Raw genomic sequence first — 15,910 nt, forward strand, 5'->3', positions numbered from 1 at the left:
GAATAAAAAACCCACATAAATTATGTGGGTTAATAAGGACTACTTGTCCCCTTTTAATTCGTTCATGCAGTTTTTACATATATTTTTTCCTTTGTAATTTACAACGTCTCTTGCATCTCCACAGAAAATACATGCTGGTTCGTATTTCTTAAGTATTATTTGTTCGCCATCCACATATATTTCTAAAGCATCTTTTTCCGCGATATCTAGAGTTCTTCTTAACTCTATTGGAATAACTATTCTACCTAACTCGTCTACTCTTCTTACAACACCTGTTGATTTCATTTAAATTTCCTCCTCTAATCCCATAATTCGACATATGTTTAATTAAATAATAGCAAATATTACATTTAAAGTCAACATCATTTTGAAAATTGTTTTACAAATTTCTTATTAAATTCCATCTATAGTTAATATACTCCCAAAATATACAAATGTCAATATATTTTTATTGCAAAATACATTTTTTTACTGTATCATTAAATATAGACAAATCAAGGACTTGTTAAAAAATAACATGAAATTATATGCTAAATTTCTCATAATTAAGCAACACATGAATTTTATAAATAAAATAGTAATTATATGGATAAATAGAAAACAATGTCGAAATTATGCTAACATAAGGTTAAAGTTGTAAAATATGAGATTGTTATATGGTTAAATGTGTATTTATCATGTGGAATTATAAGCACTTCAAATAATATATAGTGGGTGAAATATATGAGGAGTTCAAATGAATTTATAAATCAGTTTAAATGTATACTAAAAAGTTTGGGCGGAGATGCTTATCTAGTAGGAGGTTATGTTAGGGACAAATTAATAAGTTCTAGAATTGAACCTAACGACATTGATATAATATATAGCGGCGATATGTCAAAACTCATTAATGAGTTTAATAACCTAGGTTATAAGTTTTTTTCTATAAAAGAGGATATAGGAATATATAGATGTATAATTGAAAATTTAACAATAGATATAGCCGCAATAAAAGGAAAATCAATTGAAGAAGATTTAGCTAAAAGAGATTTTACTATAAATGCAATATGCATAAAGCTTCTAGAAAATAAAATAATAGATCCCTTTAAAGGAAGAAATTCTATTAAATCTAGAATAATTCAAAATGTAAGTGACAAAGGCTTAGAAGATGATCCAGTTAGAATATTAAGAGGAATAAGATTTTATATAACTTACGGCATGCATTTTAGTTTTGACACAGAAAATAATCTAGTTAAGATAGCACCTAGCTTAAAAAGTTGTGTAAAAGAAAGAGTATTTAATGAATTTATGAAAATAATAGAGAGTGACAAAGAGGGGAAAGCTTTTGAGTTTCTAGATAGCTACAATATATTAAGAAATATGTTTCCATATGTAGATGAATTAAAGACTATTGGAAAATGTAAGTATCATATGGAAGATGCATTTACACATATGAATTTGACCTATGGAGTATTTAAAGATCTACTAAACAAAAGAATAACTATTAACAACTTAGATTTAAGTGTATTTGAAAAGAAGATAGGGAACTTTAAATTAAAAGAGTATGTGGCTTTTGCATGTTTTATGCATGATATAGGCAAGTTCAAATGCTACAAGAAAGCAGATGAAAAGATTAGCTTTTATGGTCATGATATAGAAGGGGCTAAGATTATTAAGTCGGTTTGTGAAGATATGAATTTTCCCAAAGAGGCATCAGAACTTATTGAGAAGCTTGTGGAAGGTCATATGCATCCCCTTGGGTTATTTAATTCTGATGTCAAAGAAGTTAAAAAATCATCTTATAAATTCTTTAACAAGTATGAGAAGTTTTCAGTACAATTGCTTGTACTTTCTTTTGTGATAATTATGCTACTAGTATGATTTTTGATCCTAAAAATGAAAAAAAGAGATATAAAGAATTTATAGAAAATATGCTAAGTGAATATAAAAGATATGTAGAAATTAAAAAACATAGACTTGTATCAGGAAACGAAATAATAAGCATTACTGGAAAACAGGGGCCTGACATAGGTTCTTTACTTGATAATATTGATATGCTTAGATATTTAGGGAAAATAAATAGTAGAGAAGATGTTATTAAATATTTAGGTGGAAAATAAAATTTTAGATTATAGTTTAGTATGTTATAATATTAAAATCAAATAAAATTAATAGTACTGGGGGAATACTGGATGAAAATATTTATTGATACTGCTAATGTTGAGGAAATAAAAAGAGTAGCGGAGTGGGGCATACTTGATGGAGTTACTACTAATCCTTCACTAATTGCAAAAGAAGGCAGAGATTTAAAAGAAGTAATTGAAGAAATATGCTCAATTGTTGATGGACCAATAAGTGCAGAGGTTATGAGCTTAGAATCAAAAAAAATGGTGGAAGAAGCTAGAGAGCTTGTTAAGCTTCATAAAAACGTTGTAATAAAAATACCTATGTGTGAAGAAGGCCTTAAGGCAGTAGCTATATTAGCTAAAGAGGGCATAAAAACAAATGTTACTTTAATATTCTCTGCACAACAAGCTTTGCTTGCAGCAAAAGCAGGTGCCAGCTTTGTAAGTCCGTTTTTAGGAAGATTAGATGATATAGGAAATGAAGGAATTACAATTATTAGTGATATAGCTGATATATTCGATATATATGGAATTGAAACAGAAATAATATCAGCAAGTGTAAGACATCCAATACATGTTTTAGAATGTGCAAAGGCTGGTTCAGACATTGCTACAATACCATATAAAATATTAGTTCAAATGCTAAAACATCCTTTAACTGATATAGGAATAGAGAAGTTTATAGAGGATTACAATAAGTCCCAAAAATAGTATATAAACATTAAAAACCTGATGACATAAAACATCAGGTTTTTTGATAATGATCTATATAATATGACAGTTAGCAAATATAGTTTTATGTATAAAATGAAATAAATTTTTGAAAAAAGTAGTATATGAGAGAATTGTGCAAGATAAAAATAAGTACTTCTGTCAAAAAATACTTAGATTATTAACACAATAAATTATCCACACTGTGAATAAAGATATAGAAAGGGTATTAAAACTCAATAATATCAATATATACAAGTTATCCACAAAATGTGTTGATAAAAATGATAAAATTGTGGACAAATTATAATATATTACTAAGAATCCACAGATTGAAAAGATTGATTGTTCATAAGTCATTTTTTTGAATGATAAATATTGTTGAAAAAGAGTTCTGATTTCACAGAACTCCTTCAAGTTATTATATTAATCTATTCTTCTATGCTTTGGAAGGTTGAAACAATAAAATCGAATTCTTCAGGATTACTTATTTCACCATAGCTATCCTCAGAAATTCCAGGGTAGTAGTATAAAATAAACTTTTCTTTAGTAATTATATTTTCAATTATTATATACTTTGTATCGAGTTCTACATCTTGAAGTATACCAAGCACCATATATCTATCATTGCCACCCGTTCTATTATTGGTTAAGTCCAATATAAAGTTTTCAGGTTTAGAAACATTGATTTTTTTATGATCACAAAAAACTGTACAGGAGTTATCACGGCAAGCTAAGCAGCTATCAAACTTACAATCAGCAGTACAGTTTAGACATTTACACTTACTACACTTTTCTAACTGATTTAAGGATTCGGAGTTATCTTTTTTGTAATCATTCAATAAGTCAACGTATTTGTCGTTTCCGAATCTGCTGAAGAAACCACCTTTGCTAATTTCTGATTCAGTTGCTTGTAATAGTTCAATATATTTTTTTAATATAGATGCTTTTGCAACATACTTTCTATTCTTTAAAGTAGATTCTTCTAAGAAAGGAGATACATTATCTATAGCATAATTTATATCCACATAAAGTTTTCCGTATTTATCTTTTTCACTTTTTAAAAATTCATCGGCTTTACTCATATACTATCCCCTTAACTTTGTTTATATTTTTTTAGTTCTTCATCAAGGCTTGTTTCATTTAGCTTTTCAAATTCTTTCTCTAAAGAGTTATCTTCTCTTAAATCTTCAAGACCTTCAGCCATAGATTCTTTCTTTTGGATTTTTCTTTCTATATCATCTAAGTTTATTTTATTGCTTCCAGTATCTACGTTTGCTAAAATTTCATTTACTTTTTTGCTAGCCTCAGCATTGTTAAATCTTGCAGCAGCCTCATCCCTATATGCTCTTGTTTTTTCTATTTCATCTTGAAGATCCTTCAATTTTGATTTTATAGCTTCAGCTTTTTTCTGAGCATCCTCATAACTAGTTTTTAATGAGCTATAGGATTTATCTGCCTCAAGTTTTTTAGCCAAAGCTTTTTTAGCTAACTCTTCATTGCCTTTACTTAAAGCAAGTTTGACTTTTTCATCAAATTCTTCAGAACTTCTTTTAGCTTCTACCATCTTCTTCTCAATTTCATGAACATTACCTAAAATTTGAGCAGAAGAAAGCTTAGCTGTATTTAAACTTTCTTCCATATCTCTTATTTTTTGATCTAATAGTTCAATAGGATTTTCCACCTCGTCTAAGGCATTGTTAACCTTTGCTCTAAAAATATTTGATAGTCTGTTAAACATTCCCATAAAAAATATCCTCCTCGATTATTTTCTTCTATATTTCTTTATCAATTTAATTATAATAATAATAATTATAATTATAATTATAAGCTTAAATATGCTTGATATAAAGCTTCCTGAGCTATATCCATAACCTGCACCGGGGCCATAGTAACTGTGACTGCTTCCCCATGGAATAGGTATAGGAATAGGCAAAAATGACCGCTTAGTTCCACTGTCATAGCTTTTAGATGACGAATTTTGTGTATTATTCGGCTGAGATTTATAGCTATCATTTGATTTTGAACTGCCAGATGAAGATTTAGGAGTATTTGAAAAATCACCTGACTTAAAATCGCCACCAGAAGATTTAGTTGTGCCAGTGGAAGATTTAGGCGTACTGGTAGAAGACTTAGGAGAAGAAAAACTTCCCGATTTAAAACTACCACCAGAACTGCGGCTGCCTCCCCCAGATTTAGCATATACAATCATGTTACTTGTACTTGTAAAGTTTCCAAGGAGAGGGCTAAATATGTCTACAGATATAAATAAAAATACAAGCAATAGGCAGATAAAGAATCGTTTTTTATTTATTTTGTTCACCCCCCAAAAATAATGCTACTTTTTACTATATGTTAGCATATTATTAGATATTATTGTTTATAATTAATATTAAATTTTTATATAATTAATATTTAATCTCTATGAAGTAAGATATAATAGTATTATAAGGTATATAATACTATATTACAATATGATGTAAAACTTATTTTAGATGATATTAAACTATTTGAGTGAAGTAAAAAAACAAATCGCTAGATATCTTTATATATCTAAATATTTCTTTATAATCCATAGTAGTAATTTTATAATATTTAACTTGTAAAGGGGTTATATATACCTTATAATGTTAGTATAATCTAGATTTAGAAGGTGAGTTAAATCAGAAATAAATTTTAGGCGAAAGTTATATAAGGTTTTCATGGTGTAGTAAATTAAAAGTTAAGTATTGTATTGGAGGGTGTAAAATTGGAAGAGAGTAAATTTGGAATAGAGTATATAAATAAGATGGCTAAAGAAATATCGAAGACTACCATAGTACCATTTGAAGATTTGCCAAGGTATGATTTATTTCTGTCACAGGTCATTGATTACTTAAATGATAAATTTGAAGGTGAAAAATATACAAATAATATAGTTCAAAATTATATAAAGAATGAGGTTATATCTAAGCCAGAGGATGGCAAGAAAAGGGGATATACTAAATTACATTTAGCTCAGCTTGTGCTCTTGAGTTATATGAGGCCTATACTAACAACAGAGGAAATAAAAAAGGTATTTAGTTTGGCATTTAATGAAATAAATAACGGAGATGATGATATTATATCATGGGAAAAGGCATATAAAGTTTTCTCCGATATTCAGAAGGATAGCTTTGAAGAATTCTTATCAAAACAATATTTTGATGAGGAAAGATTTAAAGAAACAACAAAAGATATCAATTTAACCCCAAAAGAAGAAGAGAGAATAAAAGTTTTCTTTGTAGTGATGACTTTAATATGTCAGGCAAGTGCGGTAAAAAAATTAGTACAAAATATAGTAGAATCATATAAAAGTGAAGAATAGCTTAATTATAGAAATACTAATATAGTCAATATTGATTATATTAGTATTTTTTTATAAATAAACTCTGGCATTTTAAAAAAATATAATATATAATATATGTATATTTATACATAAAAGAGAATAAATATAACTATATTTATATATTGAGGTGGTTAAAATGTTTAATTTAAAAAATAGAAGCTTTTTAACTTTAATGGATTTTTCGCAGAAAGAAATATATTATTTTTTGTATCTTGCACAAGAACTTAAAAGAAATAAATATACAGGAAATGAAAATCAGAGACTTAAAGGAAAAAATATAGCACTAATATTTGAAAAGGACTCAACTAGAACAAGATGTGCATTTGAAATAGCTGCAGCTGATCAAGGGGCACATACAACATATTTAGGGCCAAGCGGAAGTCAGATGGGTAAAAAGGAATCAATTGAAGATACTGCAAGGGTTCTAGGTAGAATGTATGATGGAATAGAATATAGAGGATATAGTCAGGCTACAGTAGAAACATTAGCTAAGTATTCTAGTGTACCAGTGTGGAATGGACTAACTGATGAAGATCATCCTACTCAAGTATTAGCAGATTTCCTAACTATAATGGAGAATTTTAATAAGCCATTAAATAAAATAAAGTTTGCTTATGTTGGAGATGGGAGAAATAATATGGCCAATGCTTTAATGATTGGTGCAGTGAAAATGGGCATGGACTTTAGAATAGTATCACCTAGGGAGCTATTTCCAAATGAGAATTTAGTAGACAAGTGTAAAGAAGAGACCAAGAAAACGGAAGCAAGTATAACAATTACAGAGGATATAGATGAAGGTGTACACGATGCAGATGTTATTTATACTGACGTATGGGTATCAATGGGAGAATCTGAAGAAGTATGGGAAAATAGAATAAAAGTGCTATTACCCTATCAGGTAAATATGGATATGATAAGAAAAACACATAATGAAAATATGAAATTCTTTCATTGCTTGCCTGCATTTCATAATACTAGCACAGAGGTAGGAAAAGCAATATTTGATAAGTATGGAATTGAAGCAATGGAAGTTACGGAAGATGTATTTGAAAGTAAGTATTCTGTGGTATTTGATGAAGCTGAAAATAGATTACACACAATAAAAGCGATTATGTTAGCTACCTTAGGAGATTAGGCATCTTTGACTTGTTATTTTCTTTCAGATGCCTTAAGTTAGAAAGTATTGTAATCTAAAAATTTAAATGACCAAATTTACAAAAATATATTAGGTTCCAAGCAATATTGTTGACGTATGTTATTATTAAAAGTAAAATTAAATATTGAAAGACTTAGAATTTAATGCTCATATTTATGCAATTCGGAGATGATTACTTATGGAATTTGTTAGGAATCTGTGGAAAAAGGAAATAACCAGAAAAGTATTTGCTTTTATTTTAATCATATTTATTGTTTATTTTCTAAGAAAGGCAATAGATGTATTTTTACTAACATTTTTATTTACTTATTTAATTTATAATATTCAAGAATTTTTAATTAATAATTTAAAGTCATTTATAAAAATTAATCAGTTATTTATGATTATTGTAGTGTATAGTATGATTTTAACATTACTAGGTTATTTTATATATAAGTTTGTTCCTATAATAATTAGTCAGAGCATAAGTATTATTAATGAAGTTAACGATGTTAACTTTAAAACTAATATAAGTAAAATAGAAAAATATTTATTTCCTGTAATAGGTAAAGTTGATATAGAAGGATATATAAAAAATGAGGCAAATTCCATATTTCAATTTATTGCTGATATAGGAAAGTGGGGAATAAATATACTGATATCTTTGATTCTTAGCATATTTTTTATGCTTGAAAAATCAAAAGTAGAAAGTTTTTTGAAAAAGTTTGAAAATAGTAGGATATCAAGTGTAAGTAATTATTTGAAAATGTTTGGTATTAATTTTTTAAACTCATTTGGAAAAGTCGTACAAGTTCAAATACTTATTGCAGTCACAAATACAGTTCTGTCGATAACTGCACTAAGTATAATGGGTTTTCCACAGCTAATAGCTCTGGCATTTATGATATTTACGTTTAGTTTGATACCCGTTGCAGGTACTATAGTGTCATTAGTTCCTCTTTCGATAATTGCATATAACATAGGAGGAATTGTTAAGGTAATATATGTGCTTGCAGTTATTGCTTTACTTTACTTACTTGAAAGTTATATATTAAATCCTCAATTTATGTCTGTAAAAACGCATATTCCTGTATTTATTGTATTTGTAATACTTATTATATCAGAACACTTTATGGGAATATGGGGCATATTAATTGGAATACCTTTATTTATGTTTATATTAGATTTATTGGATGTAAATTTAAATAAAAGCTAGCAGTATAAAGTCCCTTTAAATTCAAAGGGACTTTTTTAAATTCTGCTAAGCAAGCATATACTTTGAGATGATATTCCTTCCTCTCTCCCAGAAAAACCAAGCCCTTCTTCTGTAGTTGCCTTTATGCTTATATTGTCTATGCTAATCCTTAGTATTTTAGAAACATTTTCCCTCATCTCAGCTATATACGGGGCTAATTTCGGCCGTTGAGCAATAATAGTTGAATCTATATTTTCGATTTTATATCCTTTATCCTTAATAAGGTCTGCTACTTTTTCTAATAGAAGCAAGCTTGAAACATTTTTATAGGACTCATCTGTATCAGGGAAATGCTTTCCTATGTCTCCTAAAGCTAATGCGCCAAGCAAACTATCCATAATGGCATGTAAAAGAACATCAGCATCGGAATGGCCTAGCAAGCCTTTTGTATGAGGAATACTAACACCTCCAAGGATAAGATGCCTATCGCTAACTAGTCTATGTACATCGTAACCTATACCAACTCTCATAATAAAGTCCTCCAATTTTTTTATTTATATTTTATAATAACATAAATAAAAAAAGGTGCAAATATTTAGCACCTAAGATATATCTTTATTATAATATATTATTTTTTTATCGTCGTTAGGATCAGAAGGTTTATTCGGAGAGCTAAATAACTTTTTAAATAAATTTTTCAGGAAGGAAGTAAACGTTTCGTTTTTATTTTTCTTTGCATTTTTAGCGAAATCAACGTGGATAACTTTATCTCTCATAAACATCCCTACCTTTCATACAATATTGTTATATTTAAATAATATCATAAGTAAAATAAAAAGTTAAGAAAATTCCAAAAAATAAAATAAGATTTTAAAAATAAATCAATTTGTATTTACTATTTTAAGCTTAATCAATAAATTTTATGTAGCACAATTGAAAAATCTGCTATATTAAATGGTTTTAATAGAGGATGGGGGGAATAACTCCCCCCTAACATAATTATAAGAGAAAAAAGGTACAGCTCTAAGTATAAAGATGGCTCATGCAAACTTAGGACTGCAAGTGATTCATACTAATAATATATGATGTTAATAGCAAATCTGTTAAAGTCAATTATGATCATTAAAATTTAAAGTATGAATTAGTAAAACGATAAGCGGCAAAATGTGACTATTTTGACAAAGTAATTGTGCATAAATCTAATAGATGAGAAGATAGAATAAAATCCATGTTATCCACATATTGTCCACATTTTTGTGGATAATGTGGACAAACTTTATGTGCTATTGATTAATTTTCATAAAACATTAATTTATATTTAATGTTTTTTATGATTTATAGTAAATTTCACAACTTATAAACAAGCTTTCTGTGGATAATGTGAATAAACTGTAATTACTATAAGAGAATTGCAAAAAAATAGTGAATATTCTAAAATAAAAAATGAAATGATAAATTTGTAGTAAAATGCGATAAAACATGAATAATACATATTGTTATCGATACAGGATTATGCAATAGAAATATATTTGTCAATAATTGATATTACCTAAAACTAACAAGTTATTCACATGTGTTATGTTAATAATGTGGATAACATTATTTTAAATATATTTTTATTACGAATAATAGAGTTTATATTATAATTAATATAGAATTCTACTTATATTATTAAGAAAGCGGTGATGAAATGAATAAAAATTACAAAAAGACTGTATTAATGGTATGTATTGTGATAATGATTGGTTTAGTTGGTTATAAGTTATTTAATGATAGAAAAGTTAAAAGTGAAAATCAACAAACTAGTGGCCAAAATACTAATGTAAATAAAAAAAGTAATCAAGAAGAAAAGAATAAAGAACAAACTAACTCTAATAAAGATAAAAGTACTGAAGTAAAAAAAGAAAGAGAGTTTAAAGAAGGGAAACTTAAATACAATGATAGCTCAGTTCCAGTACTAATGTATCATTCTATAGATTATGAAAAAGGAAATGAGCTGAGGGTTCCAAAAGAAAAATTTAAGGAACAGATGCAATATTTGAAGGATAATGGTTATACAACTCTAACCTTTAATGAATTATACAGTTTTTTAGTTAACAACAAGCCTATACCTGAAAGGTCTGTGGTCATAACTTTTGATGATGGATACGAAGATAACTATTCAAATGCTTATCCAATTTTGAAGGAGTTTGGTTTTAATGCAACTGTATTTGTAATAACTAATGCTATAGATAACGAGAAACCATTTTTAACTTCTGCACAATTAAAGGAAATGGAGCAAAATGGTATAGATATAGAGAGTCACACATTAGCTCATGATGAATTAAATAAATTGCCATATGATAAACAGGTAGAAACTCTTAAGGGAGCTAAAGAATTTATCGAAAAAAAATTAAATAAAAAGGTAAAATACATAGCATATCCTTTTGGTAAGTGGAATGATGATACCATAAAAGCATTAAAAGAAACTGGATATACTATGGCATTTACTACAATAGGAGGGTGGTCAGATAAGAGTCAAGGAATATATACATTGCGTAGAGTATATGTAAGTGCAAACTATGACATGAACGAGTTTAAAAGACGTCTAACAAATCCTAAATACAATGTTAGTCATAATAAATCAAATAATAATTGAAGAGGAAAAACATTAAGAGGCTTTTTATGATGAAGCCTCTTCTGTTTTTACAGATTGAGAAGTTAGTTTATTTATGATACTAAGTTCCTCTTCCGTTAGATATCGCCACTTACCTACAGGAATATCCTTCAGTTTCACATTCATTATTCTTATTCTTTTTAGTTTGAGAACATTATAGCCAAAAGCTTCGCACATCCTCCTAATTTGCCTATTTAAACCCTGAGTTAAAATTATTCTAAATACATGAGAACTTTCCTTTGTTACTTTGCAAGGATTAGTGATTGTGTTTAATATCTTTACTCCAGAGGACATCCCTTTTAGAAATTCATTGTTTATAGGTTTATCAACAGTAACTATATATTCTTTTTCATGGTTATTACCAGCTCTTAATATTTTATTTACTATATCTCCATCATTAGTTAGAAAAATTAATCCTTCTGAATCTTTATCTAAGCGGCCGATTGGAAATATTCGTTTAGGATAATTTATAAAGTCTACTATATTGCCTTTTATTTTGCTTTCTGTTGTACAAGTTATACCTACTGGCTTATTAAGAGCAATATATATACGTTTATCTTTTTTATTTAATAGTTTTCCATCGATTTGGATCTCATCCTGAGAAGTTACCTTATCACCTATACTAGCTAAATTTCCGTTTATAGTAACTCTTTTCTTTTCTATCAGTTTATCAGCTTCTCTTCTAGAGCATATTCCCTTTTCGCTTATAAACTTATTTATTCTCATAGAACCACTAAGTTCTTCATGTTTAATTATATTTTTGTCCAATTAAATAAAATCTCCCTTCTGTTTTTAATTATTTCTACGATAAATAAGTGTGGTTAATATTTCTAGTTGATTTTACTTTATCTATATTATATCTAAATTTTAATATGTTATCTATAAATTAGAAAGTTTAATGAATTGGTTCAAAACTCTAAAGTTTTATTAAGTAACCTATTTTGGTATAATAAGTTGGTATAAAATAATGTTGGAAAAAAGCTTAAAATTTCTTATAATAGTATAGTAAGGATATATAATTTGGGGGGGATAAATTTGAATAAGAACATAAGAGCATTTATTTTTACACTGGCTCTTACTTTAGGCATTATTCAGTTTAAAGCATTAGCAGCAGAATCTTTTGTGGACAACACTTCTAAGACTAATATAGCTGTAAATAAAGAGTGGGTTGTAAAGTTTAATAATCCTTTAAAGCCAGATACTGTTAATAATAAAAACATTATAGTTACAGATAAAAGTGGTAAATCGATTCCGGCATATATAGCTCCAGGAAGTAGTCCAGACTTAGTGGTTGTAAGCCCTACAGTTTCAGGGTATGATCCAGGTGAAACATATAATTTAACAATTAGTACCGATGTTCAATCTACTGCAGGAAAGAAATTAAAAAACCTTGTAAAGTTGCAATTTACTACAGCGAACAAATATGTAGATTGTACAAGCTATGAAAACTTGCCACAAATAACAGCAGTAAAATTTGAATATACTCCACTTTTACCAAGTCAAAAGCAGGGATTTTTTATAACTGCTAAAAATTCAGATCAAGCTCAATATAGAATTTTTATACATAGTTATGCAGATAATAAGGAAGTTTATAGTGAATTAACTAACGGTTATACTACGTTGACAGATGGTAAAATAACAGCATTAAAATCTCTTAAAGCTAGTAGTGACGGTCAAAAATATGAGGTCATTATATACACTAAGAGACAAAATGTACAAGGTTCTCATAAGGATGCAAATACCGATTATGATAATTATTACGTAGACTATTTTAGATGTGTTAATAGTGTAAATACTGAAAATGTATCATATACTAAATATGATGTTAGTCTTAACCAAATGGTTGATACTCAAACAAATTCAACTACTAAGCCTGTATTTGTTGAAACAAATAAATTTAACAATGAAGCAAGTAAAAATCAAATTAAATATTATTTAGATCCAAACAACTTTTTAGATGATTACGGTAAATATCAATTTTTGAAATTAAATTATACTGAGGGTATTACTGCTGATGATTTAAACAATATTTTAAAAGGAAAAGGAATATTAGAAGGAAAAGGACAAGTATTTTTAGATGCAGCTAAAAGTAATAATATAAATGTTGCTTATTTAGTCTCACATGCTTTACTTGAGAGCGGAAATGGAACATCGGTTTTGGCTAACGGTGGAGCTAAAGATAGCGATGGTAAATATACTTATGGTGTTCCTGTATATAATTTTTTTGGAATAGGTGCTGTTGACTCAGATCCTATTGGTGGTGGAACTAAAACAGCTTATGATAACAAGTGGCTTACTCCAGAGGATGGAATTAATGGTGGAGCAAACTGGATAGCTTCTAAATATATAAATAATCCTAATGTTAAACAAGATACTATATACAAAATGAGATGGAATCCAGAAAAACCGGCAGAACATCAATATGCTACAGATATATCTTGGTCATTTAAACAAGTACCTAATATTATTAATGGTGTAAAGCTTGTTCTTGATCAGGTACAAAATGCCGTATTAAATTTTGATATACCCCAGTTTAAGTGATATAAATAATAAAAGGTTAAATTTCTTCGGAAATTTAACCTTTTATTATTTATAATCCTAATCAAGGATTCCTTCATCTTTTAATATTTGTTCAAGCTCTTGAATTTTAGTTGTAAGAAAAACAAATTTTTCTTTTATATCGTCTTTAGAAAGATCTTCTTTAACAAGAGTTTTTTCCATAGACTCAATAGTTACTAAGGCTTCGTCAATATCTTTTTGAGCTAACTTTAAGTTGTTTTCTTTCATTCTGATTCTCCTTTAGTTCAGTATATTTTTAGCTTTTTTTAAACTATCCTCATCCACAAAAGGTGCACAAAATTCAAAGGTTTTTTCATAGCCGCAATTTGAACATATACAATCGCAGACATCATAAGGAACGCCATCTACTATATCTATTTTTAAATCTTCAGCTACATATTCGCCACCACATATTTCACATGGGGTATCATTTATAACTGAGAATTCACTTTCTATATACTTCATAATATCTCTGATGGTCATATACAACCTCCAATAAAAAAATAATATCCAAATTAAATGGTAGCACTGTTGAGGTGTATTTTCAACATAAAAAATTCATATTAGTTTAAAATCCCTCAAATTTTGTATGTAATACTGATAGGTATTTTTCATATACATTAACTAGCGGAAAAATTTATAAGGAGAGAAACTAAGTGATTAATGTTGTATGGTTTTTCATTTTAGGCTTTGGTATATTATTTGGAATTTTTACTGGTAGGGGTGCTGAAGTATCAAAAGCTATAGTTACCTCAACAGATTCAACGGTTAAGCTTGTTATAGGGTTAGCAGGTATTATGTGTTTATGGTGCGGAATTATGAAGATTGCAGAAAAGAGTGGGATTACTGATAAGCTTGCTAAAGTTCTTAGACCAATATTAAAAATATTGTTCAAAAGTGCAGCTAAAGATGAAAAAGCTATGGGTGCAATAGTAATGAATTTAACAGCTAATATGATGGGACTCTCTAATGCGGCCACCCCCTTTGGCATAAAGGCTATGCAAGAGTTAAAGAGGCTTAGCAATGACAATGACAAAGCTAGTGATGATATGGCACTATTTTTGGTTTTGAATGCAGCTAGCATACAACTCTTTCCTACTACTGTTATATCTATACGAGCAGCTGTAGGTTCTAAAAATCCAGCAGAAACTGTAATTCCAGCTATAATTACAACTGGAATAGTAGCTATATGTGCAGTTATACTGTGCAAAATATTAGAAAAACATTTTTAACTTTGGAAAACAATTTAGGACAAGCAGTATTGAGTTGCTTATTAATGTACTGTAAGGGGAGAAGTTTATGGATTATATAATAAAAGCAATAATTCCTATTATAGTAGTTTCGATTACTACATATGGGATGATAAAAAAGGTGAAAGTATATGAATGTTTTGTAGAAGGGGCAAAAGAAGGACTTACAATATGTGTTAGAATTTTCCCATATTTATTAGCTATGCTTGTAGCAGTTGGAGTCTTTAGAGAATCAAAAGCTTTAGATTATTTTATTTATATAGTTAAGCCTGTCGTTAAGTTTATAGGATTACCGCCAGAAGTAGTACCTCTCGTATTAGTTAAGCCTTTATCGGGCAGTGGTGCAATGGGAATATTTGCTGAAATACTAAATAATTTTGGTGCAGATAGTTACATAGGAAGAGTAGCATCAATAATTATAGGATCGACAGAAACAATATTTTACACACTTACAGTATATTTTGGTGCTGTTGGAATTAAAAAAATAAGACATACACTCTGGGTAGCAGTTATGGCAGACATGATATGTGTAATATTAGCTGTAACACTCGCAAGATTGATGTTTTAGAAGAGAGCCAATGTTATTTATAAATTATAATAACATAAGCGTATTTTATTGGAATAAAAAATATAATTTTGGGTATTATTATTTTAGAGTAAAAAAATTCAATAAACATATTGACACTATGAAATATATGACATATTATAATGTTAAAATGCTATGAAGGAAAGAGTAATAAATGAAAATGTCTTAAAGAGAGTCGGGTTAGGTGAAAGCCGATGACAGTGTAGTTTATGAACATGGCTCCTGAGCATGTTATCTGAAAAATAGTAGGGTAATACGGAAGCAGCCGTTATACTGCAAGGTAATAAAAAGCTTTAGAATTTTAAAATAAAGTTTGAGTTACTTGCTGAGGTCTTTACTGAGAAGT

The 15,910-nt window shown here is 28.4% G+C and carries 19 protein-coding genes and 1 other annotated feature (1 of these 20 running past the window's edge); of the genes, 10 read left to right on the forward strand and 9 right to left on the reverse strand.

The window, feature by feature from the left end:
- Positions 1-39: 39 nt before the first annotated feature.
- Positions 40-285, reverse strand: coding sequence for an AbrB/MazE/SpoVT family DNA-binding domain-containing protein (locus tag RCG18_RS07615; RefSeq protein ID WP_211142626.1), 246 nt, complete (start codon positions 283-285; stop codon positions 40-42).
- A gap of 438 nt (positions 286-723) precedes the next feature.
- Between RCG18_RS07615 and RCG18_RS07620 the strand changes: the two genes are divergently transcribed.
- The 3 genes from RCG18_RS07620 to fsa all read left to right on the forward strand — a co-directional run bounded on the left by RCG18_RS07620 (position 724) and on the right by fsa (position 2,816).
- Positions 724-1,860: an HD domain-containing protein gene (locus RCG18_RS07620; RefSeq protein WP_308040714.1), complete on the forward strand. Its 1,137-nt coding sequence runs from the start codon at positions 724-726 to the stop codon at positions 1,858-1,860.
- Positions 1,857-2,099, forward strand: coding sequence for a hypothetical protein (locus tag RCG18_RS07625; protein WP_308040715.1), 243 nt, complete (start codon positions 1,857-1,859; stop codon positions 2,097-2,099). Before RCG18_RS07620 ends, RCG18_RS07625 begins: the two co-directional genes overlap by 4 nt.
- Positions 2,100-2,171: 72 nt before the next feature.
- On the forward strand, positions 2,172-2,816 hold the full coding sequence (fsa, locus tag RCG18_RS07630) for a fructose-6-phosphate aldolase (protein WP_308040716.1): 645 nt from the start codon (positions 2,172-2,174) through the stop codon (positions 2,814-2,816).
- Positions 2,817-3,247: 431 nt separating this feature from the next.
- Here the strand turns inward: fsa and RCG18_RS07635 are convergent, their stop codons facing one another.
- Genes RCG18_RS07635 through RCG18_RS07645 form a run of 3 tightly spaced genes read right to left on the reverse strand, consistent with a single transcriptional unit; the run spans position 3,248 to position 5,139 of the window.
- A complete protein-coding gene (locus tag RCG18_RS07635; RefSeq protein WP_308040717.1) occupies positions 3,248-3,901 on the reverse strand; it encodes a DUF1292 domain-containing protein in 654 nt (217 codons plus the stop codon).
- A gap of 11 nt (positions 3,902-3,912) precedes the next feature.
- On the reverse strand, positions 3,913-4,563 hold the full coding sequence (locus RCG18_RS07640; RefSeq protein WP_308040718.1) for a PspA/IM30 family protein: 651 nt from the start codon (positions 4,561-4,563) through the stop codon (positions 3,913-3,915).
- 18 nt (positions 4,564-4,581) lie between these two features.
- On the reverse strand, positions 4,582-5,139 hold the full coding sequence (locus RCG18_RS07645; protein ID WP_308040719.1) for a hypothetical protein: 558 nt from the start codon (positions 5,137-5,139) through the stop codon (positions 4,582-4,584).
- 411 nt (positions 5,140-5,550) lie between these two features.
- Between RCG18_RS07645 and RCG18_RS07650 the strand changes: the two genes are divergently transcribed.
- From RCG18_RS07650 to RCG18_RS07660, 3 genes are all read left to right on the forward strand, one after another.
- On the forward strand, positions 5,551-6,162 hold the full coding sequence (locus RCG18_RS07650) for a DUF1836 domain-containing protein (protein ID WP_374119046.1): 612 nt from the start codon (positions 5,551-5,553) through the stop codon (positions 6,160-6,162).
- 157 nt (positions 6,163-6,319) lie between these two features.
- Positions 6,320-7,318 (forward strand): ornithine carbamoyltransferase, encoded by a 999-nt coding sequence (argF, locus tag RCG18_RS07655; protein ID WP_308040720.1) that lies wholly within the window; start codon positions 6,320-6,322, stop codon positions 7,316-7,318.
- 199 nt (positions 7,319-7,517) lie between these two features.
- Positions 7,518-8,534 (forward strand): AI-2E family transporter, encoded by a 1,017-nt coding sequence (locus RCG18_RS07660; RefSeq protein WP_308040721.1) that lies wholly within the window; start codon positions 7,518-7,520, stop codon positions 8,532-8,534.
- A gap of 35 nt (positions 8,535-8,569) precedes the next feature.
- Here RCG18_RS07660 and ispF read toward each other — a convergent pair whose 3' ends face one another.
- Both ispF and RCG18_RS07670 read right to left on the reverse strand, forming a co-directional pair.
- Entirely contained in the window at positions 8,570-9,043 is a 474-nt protein-coding gene (gene ispF, locus RCG18_RS07665; RefSeq protein ID WP_308040722.1) for a 2-C-methyl-D-erythritol 2,4-cyclodiphosphate synthase, read from the reverse strand.
- 72 nt (positions 9,044-9,115) lie between these two features.
- Positions 9,116-9,289, reverse strand: coding sequence for a hypothetical protein (locus RCG18_RS07670; protein ID WP_308040723.1), 174 nt, complete (start codon positions 9,287-9,289; stop codon positions 9,116-9,118).
- 914 nt (positions 9,290-10,203) lie between these two features.
- On the opposite strand from RCG18_RS07670, the gene RCG18_RS07675 reads away from it, so the two are divergent.
- On the forward strand, positions 10,204-11,151 hold the full coding sequence (locus tag RCG18_RS07675) for a polysaccharide deacetylase family protein (RefSeq protein ID WP_308040724.1): 948 nt from the start codon (positions 10,204-10,206) through the stop codon (positions 11,149-11,151).
- 24 nt (positions 11,152-11,175) lie between these two features.
- Here the strand turns inward: RCG18_RS07675 and rluF are convergent, their stop codons facing one another.
- Positions 11,176-11,895, reverse strand: coding sequence for a 23S rRNA pseudouridine(2604) synthase RluF (rluF, locus tag RCG18_RS07680; RefSeq protein WP_308041978.1), 720 nt, complete (start codon positions 11,893-11,895; stop codon positions 11,176-11,178).
- Positions 11,896-12,204: 309 nt separating this feature from the next.
- On the opposite strand from rluF, the gene RCG18_RS07685 reads away from it, so the two are divergent.
- Positions 12,205-13,710, forward strand: coding sequence for a glucosaminidase domain-containing protein (locus tag RCG18_RS07685; RefSeq protein ID WP_308040725.1), 1,506 nt, complete (start codon positions 12,205-12,207; stop codon positions 13,708-13,710).
- Between the two features lie 57 nt (positions 13,711-13,767).
- Here the strand turns inward: RCG18_RS07685 and RCG18_RS07690 are convergent, their stop codons facing one another.
- Positions 13,768-13,956 carry a hypothetical protein gene (locus RCG18_RS07690; protein ID WP_178908097.1) on the reverse strand — a complete coding sequence of 63 codons (189 nt, stop codon included), beginning with the start codon at positions 13,954-13,956 and terminating at the stop codon, positions 13,768-13,770.
- Between the two features lie 12 nt (positions 13,957-13,968).
- Entirely contained in the window at positions 13,969-14,211 is a 243-nt protein-coding gene (locus tag RCG18_RS07695) for a metal-binding protein (protein WP_178908098.1), read from the reverse strand.
- 173 nt (positions 14,212-14,384) lie between these two features.
- Between RCG18_RS07695 and RCG18_RS07700 the strand changes: the two genes are divergently transcribed.
- On the forward strand, positions 14,385-14,960 hold the full coding sequence (locus RCG18_RS07700; RefSeq protein ID WP_308040726.1) for a nucleoside recognition domain-containing protein: 576 nt from the start codon (positions 14,385-14,387) through the stop codon (positions 14,958-14,960).
- A gap of 67 nt (positions 14,961-15,027) precedes the next feature.
- Entirely contained in the window at positions 15,028-15,546 is a 519-nt protein-coding gene (locus RCG18_RS07705; RefSeq protein WP_308040727.1) for a spore maturation protein, read from the forward strand.
- Between the two features lie 144 nt (positions 15,547-15,690).
- Positions 15,691-15,910 (forward strand) — a binding site (T-box leader) (it continues 41 nt past the right edge of the window).

This window comes from Clostridium sp. OS1-26 (genome assembly GCF_030915445.1).
GTDB lineage: Bacteria > Bacillota > Clostridia > Clostridiales > Clostridiaceae > Clostridium_AM.

Coding starts and splice junctions, on each gene's coding strand:
- rluF (WP_308041978.1), bottom strand. CDS start 11,895: ATGAGAATAAATAAGTTTATAAGCGAAAAGGGAATATGCTCTAGAAGA.
- RCG18_RS07620 (WP_308040714.1), top strand. CDS start 724: ATGAGGAGTTCAAATGAATTTATAAATCAGTTTAAATGTATACTAAAA.
- ispF (WP_308040722.1), bottom strand. CDS start 9,043: ATGAGAGTTGGTATAGGTTACGATGTACATAGACTAGTTAGCGATAGG.
- RCG18_RS07690 (WP_178908097.1), bottom strand. CDS start 13,956: ATGAAAGAAAACAACTTAAAGTTAGCTCAAAAAGATATTGACGAAGCC.
- RCG18_RS07670 (WP_308040723.1), bottom strand. CDS start 9,289: ATGAGAGATAAAGTTATCCACGTTGATTTCGCTAAAAATGCAAAGAAA.
- fsa (WP_308040716.1), top strand. CDS start 2,172: ATGAAAATATTTATTGATACTGCTAATGTTGAGGAAATAAAAAGAGTA.
- argF (WP_308040720.1), top strand. CDS start 6,320: ATGTTTAATTTAAAAAATAGAAGCTTTTTAACTTTAATGGATTTTTCG.
- RCG18_RS07675 (WP_308040724.1), top strand. CDS start 10,204: ATGAATAAAAATTACAAAAAGACTGTATTAATGGTATGTATTGTGATA.
- RCG18_RS07640 (WP_308040718.1), bottom strand. CDS start 4,563: ATGGGAATGTTTAACAGACTATCAAATATTTTTAGAGCAAAGGTTAAC.
- RCG18_RS07695 (WP_178908098.1), bottom strand. CDS start 14,211: ATGACCATCAGAGATATTATGAAGTATATAGAAAGTGAATTCTCAGTT.
- RCG18_RS07635 (WP_308040717.1), bottom strand. CDS start 3,901: ATGAGTAAAGCCGATGAATTTTTAAAAAGTGAAAAAGATAAATACGGA.
- RCG18_RS07615 (WP_211142626.1), bottom strand. CDS start 285: ATGAAATCAACAGGTGTTGTAAGAAGAGTAGACGAGTTAGGTAGAATA.
- RCG18_RS07660 (WP_308040721.1), top strand. CDS start 7,518: ATGGAATTTGTTAGGAATCTGTGGAAAAAGGAAATAACCAGAAAAGTA.
- RCG18_RS07625 (WP_308040715.1), top strand. CDS start 1,857: ATGATTTTTGATCCTAAAAATGAAAAAAAGAGATATAAAGAATTTATA.
- RCG18_RS07705 (WP_308040727.1), top strand. CDS start 15,028: ATGGATTATATAATAAAAGCAATAATTCCTATTATAGTAGTTTCGATT.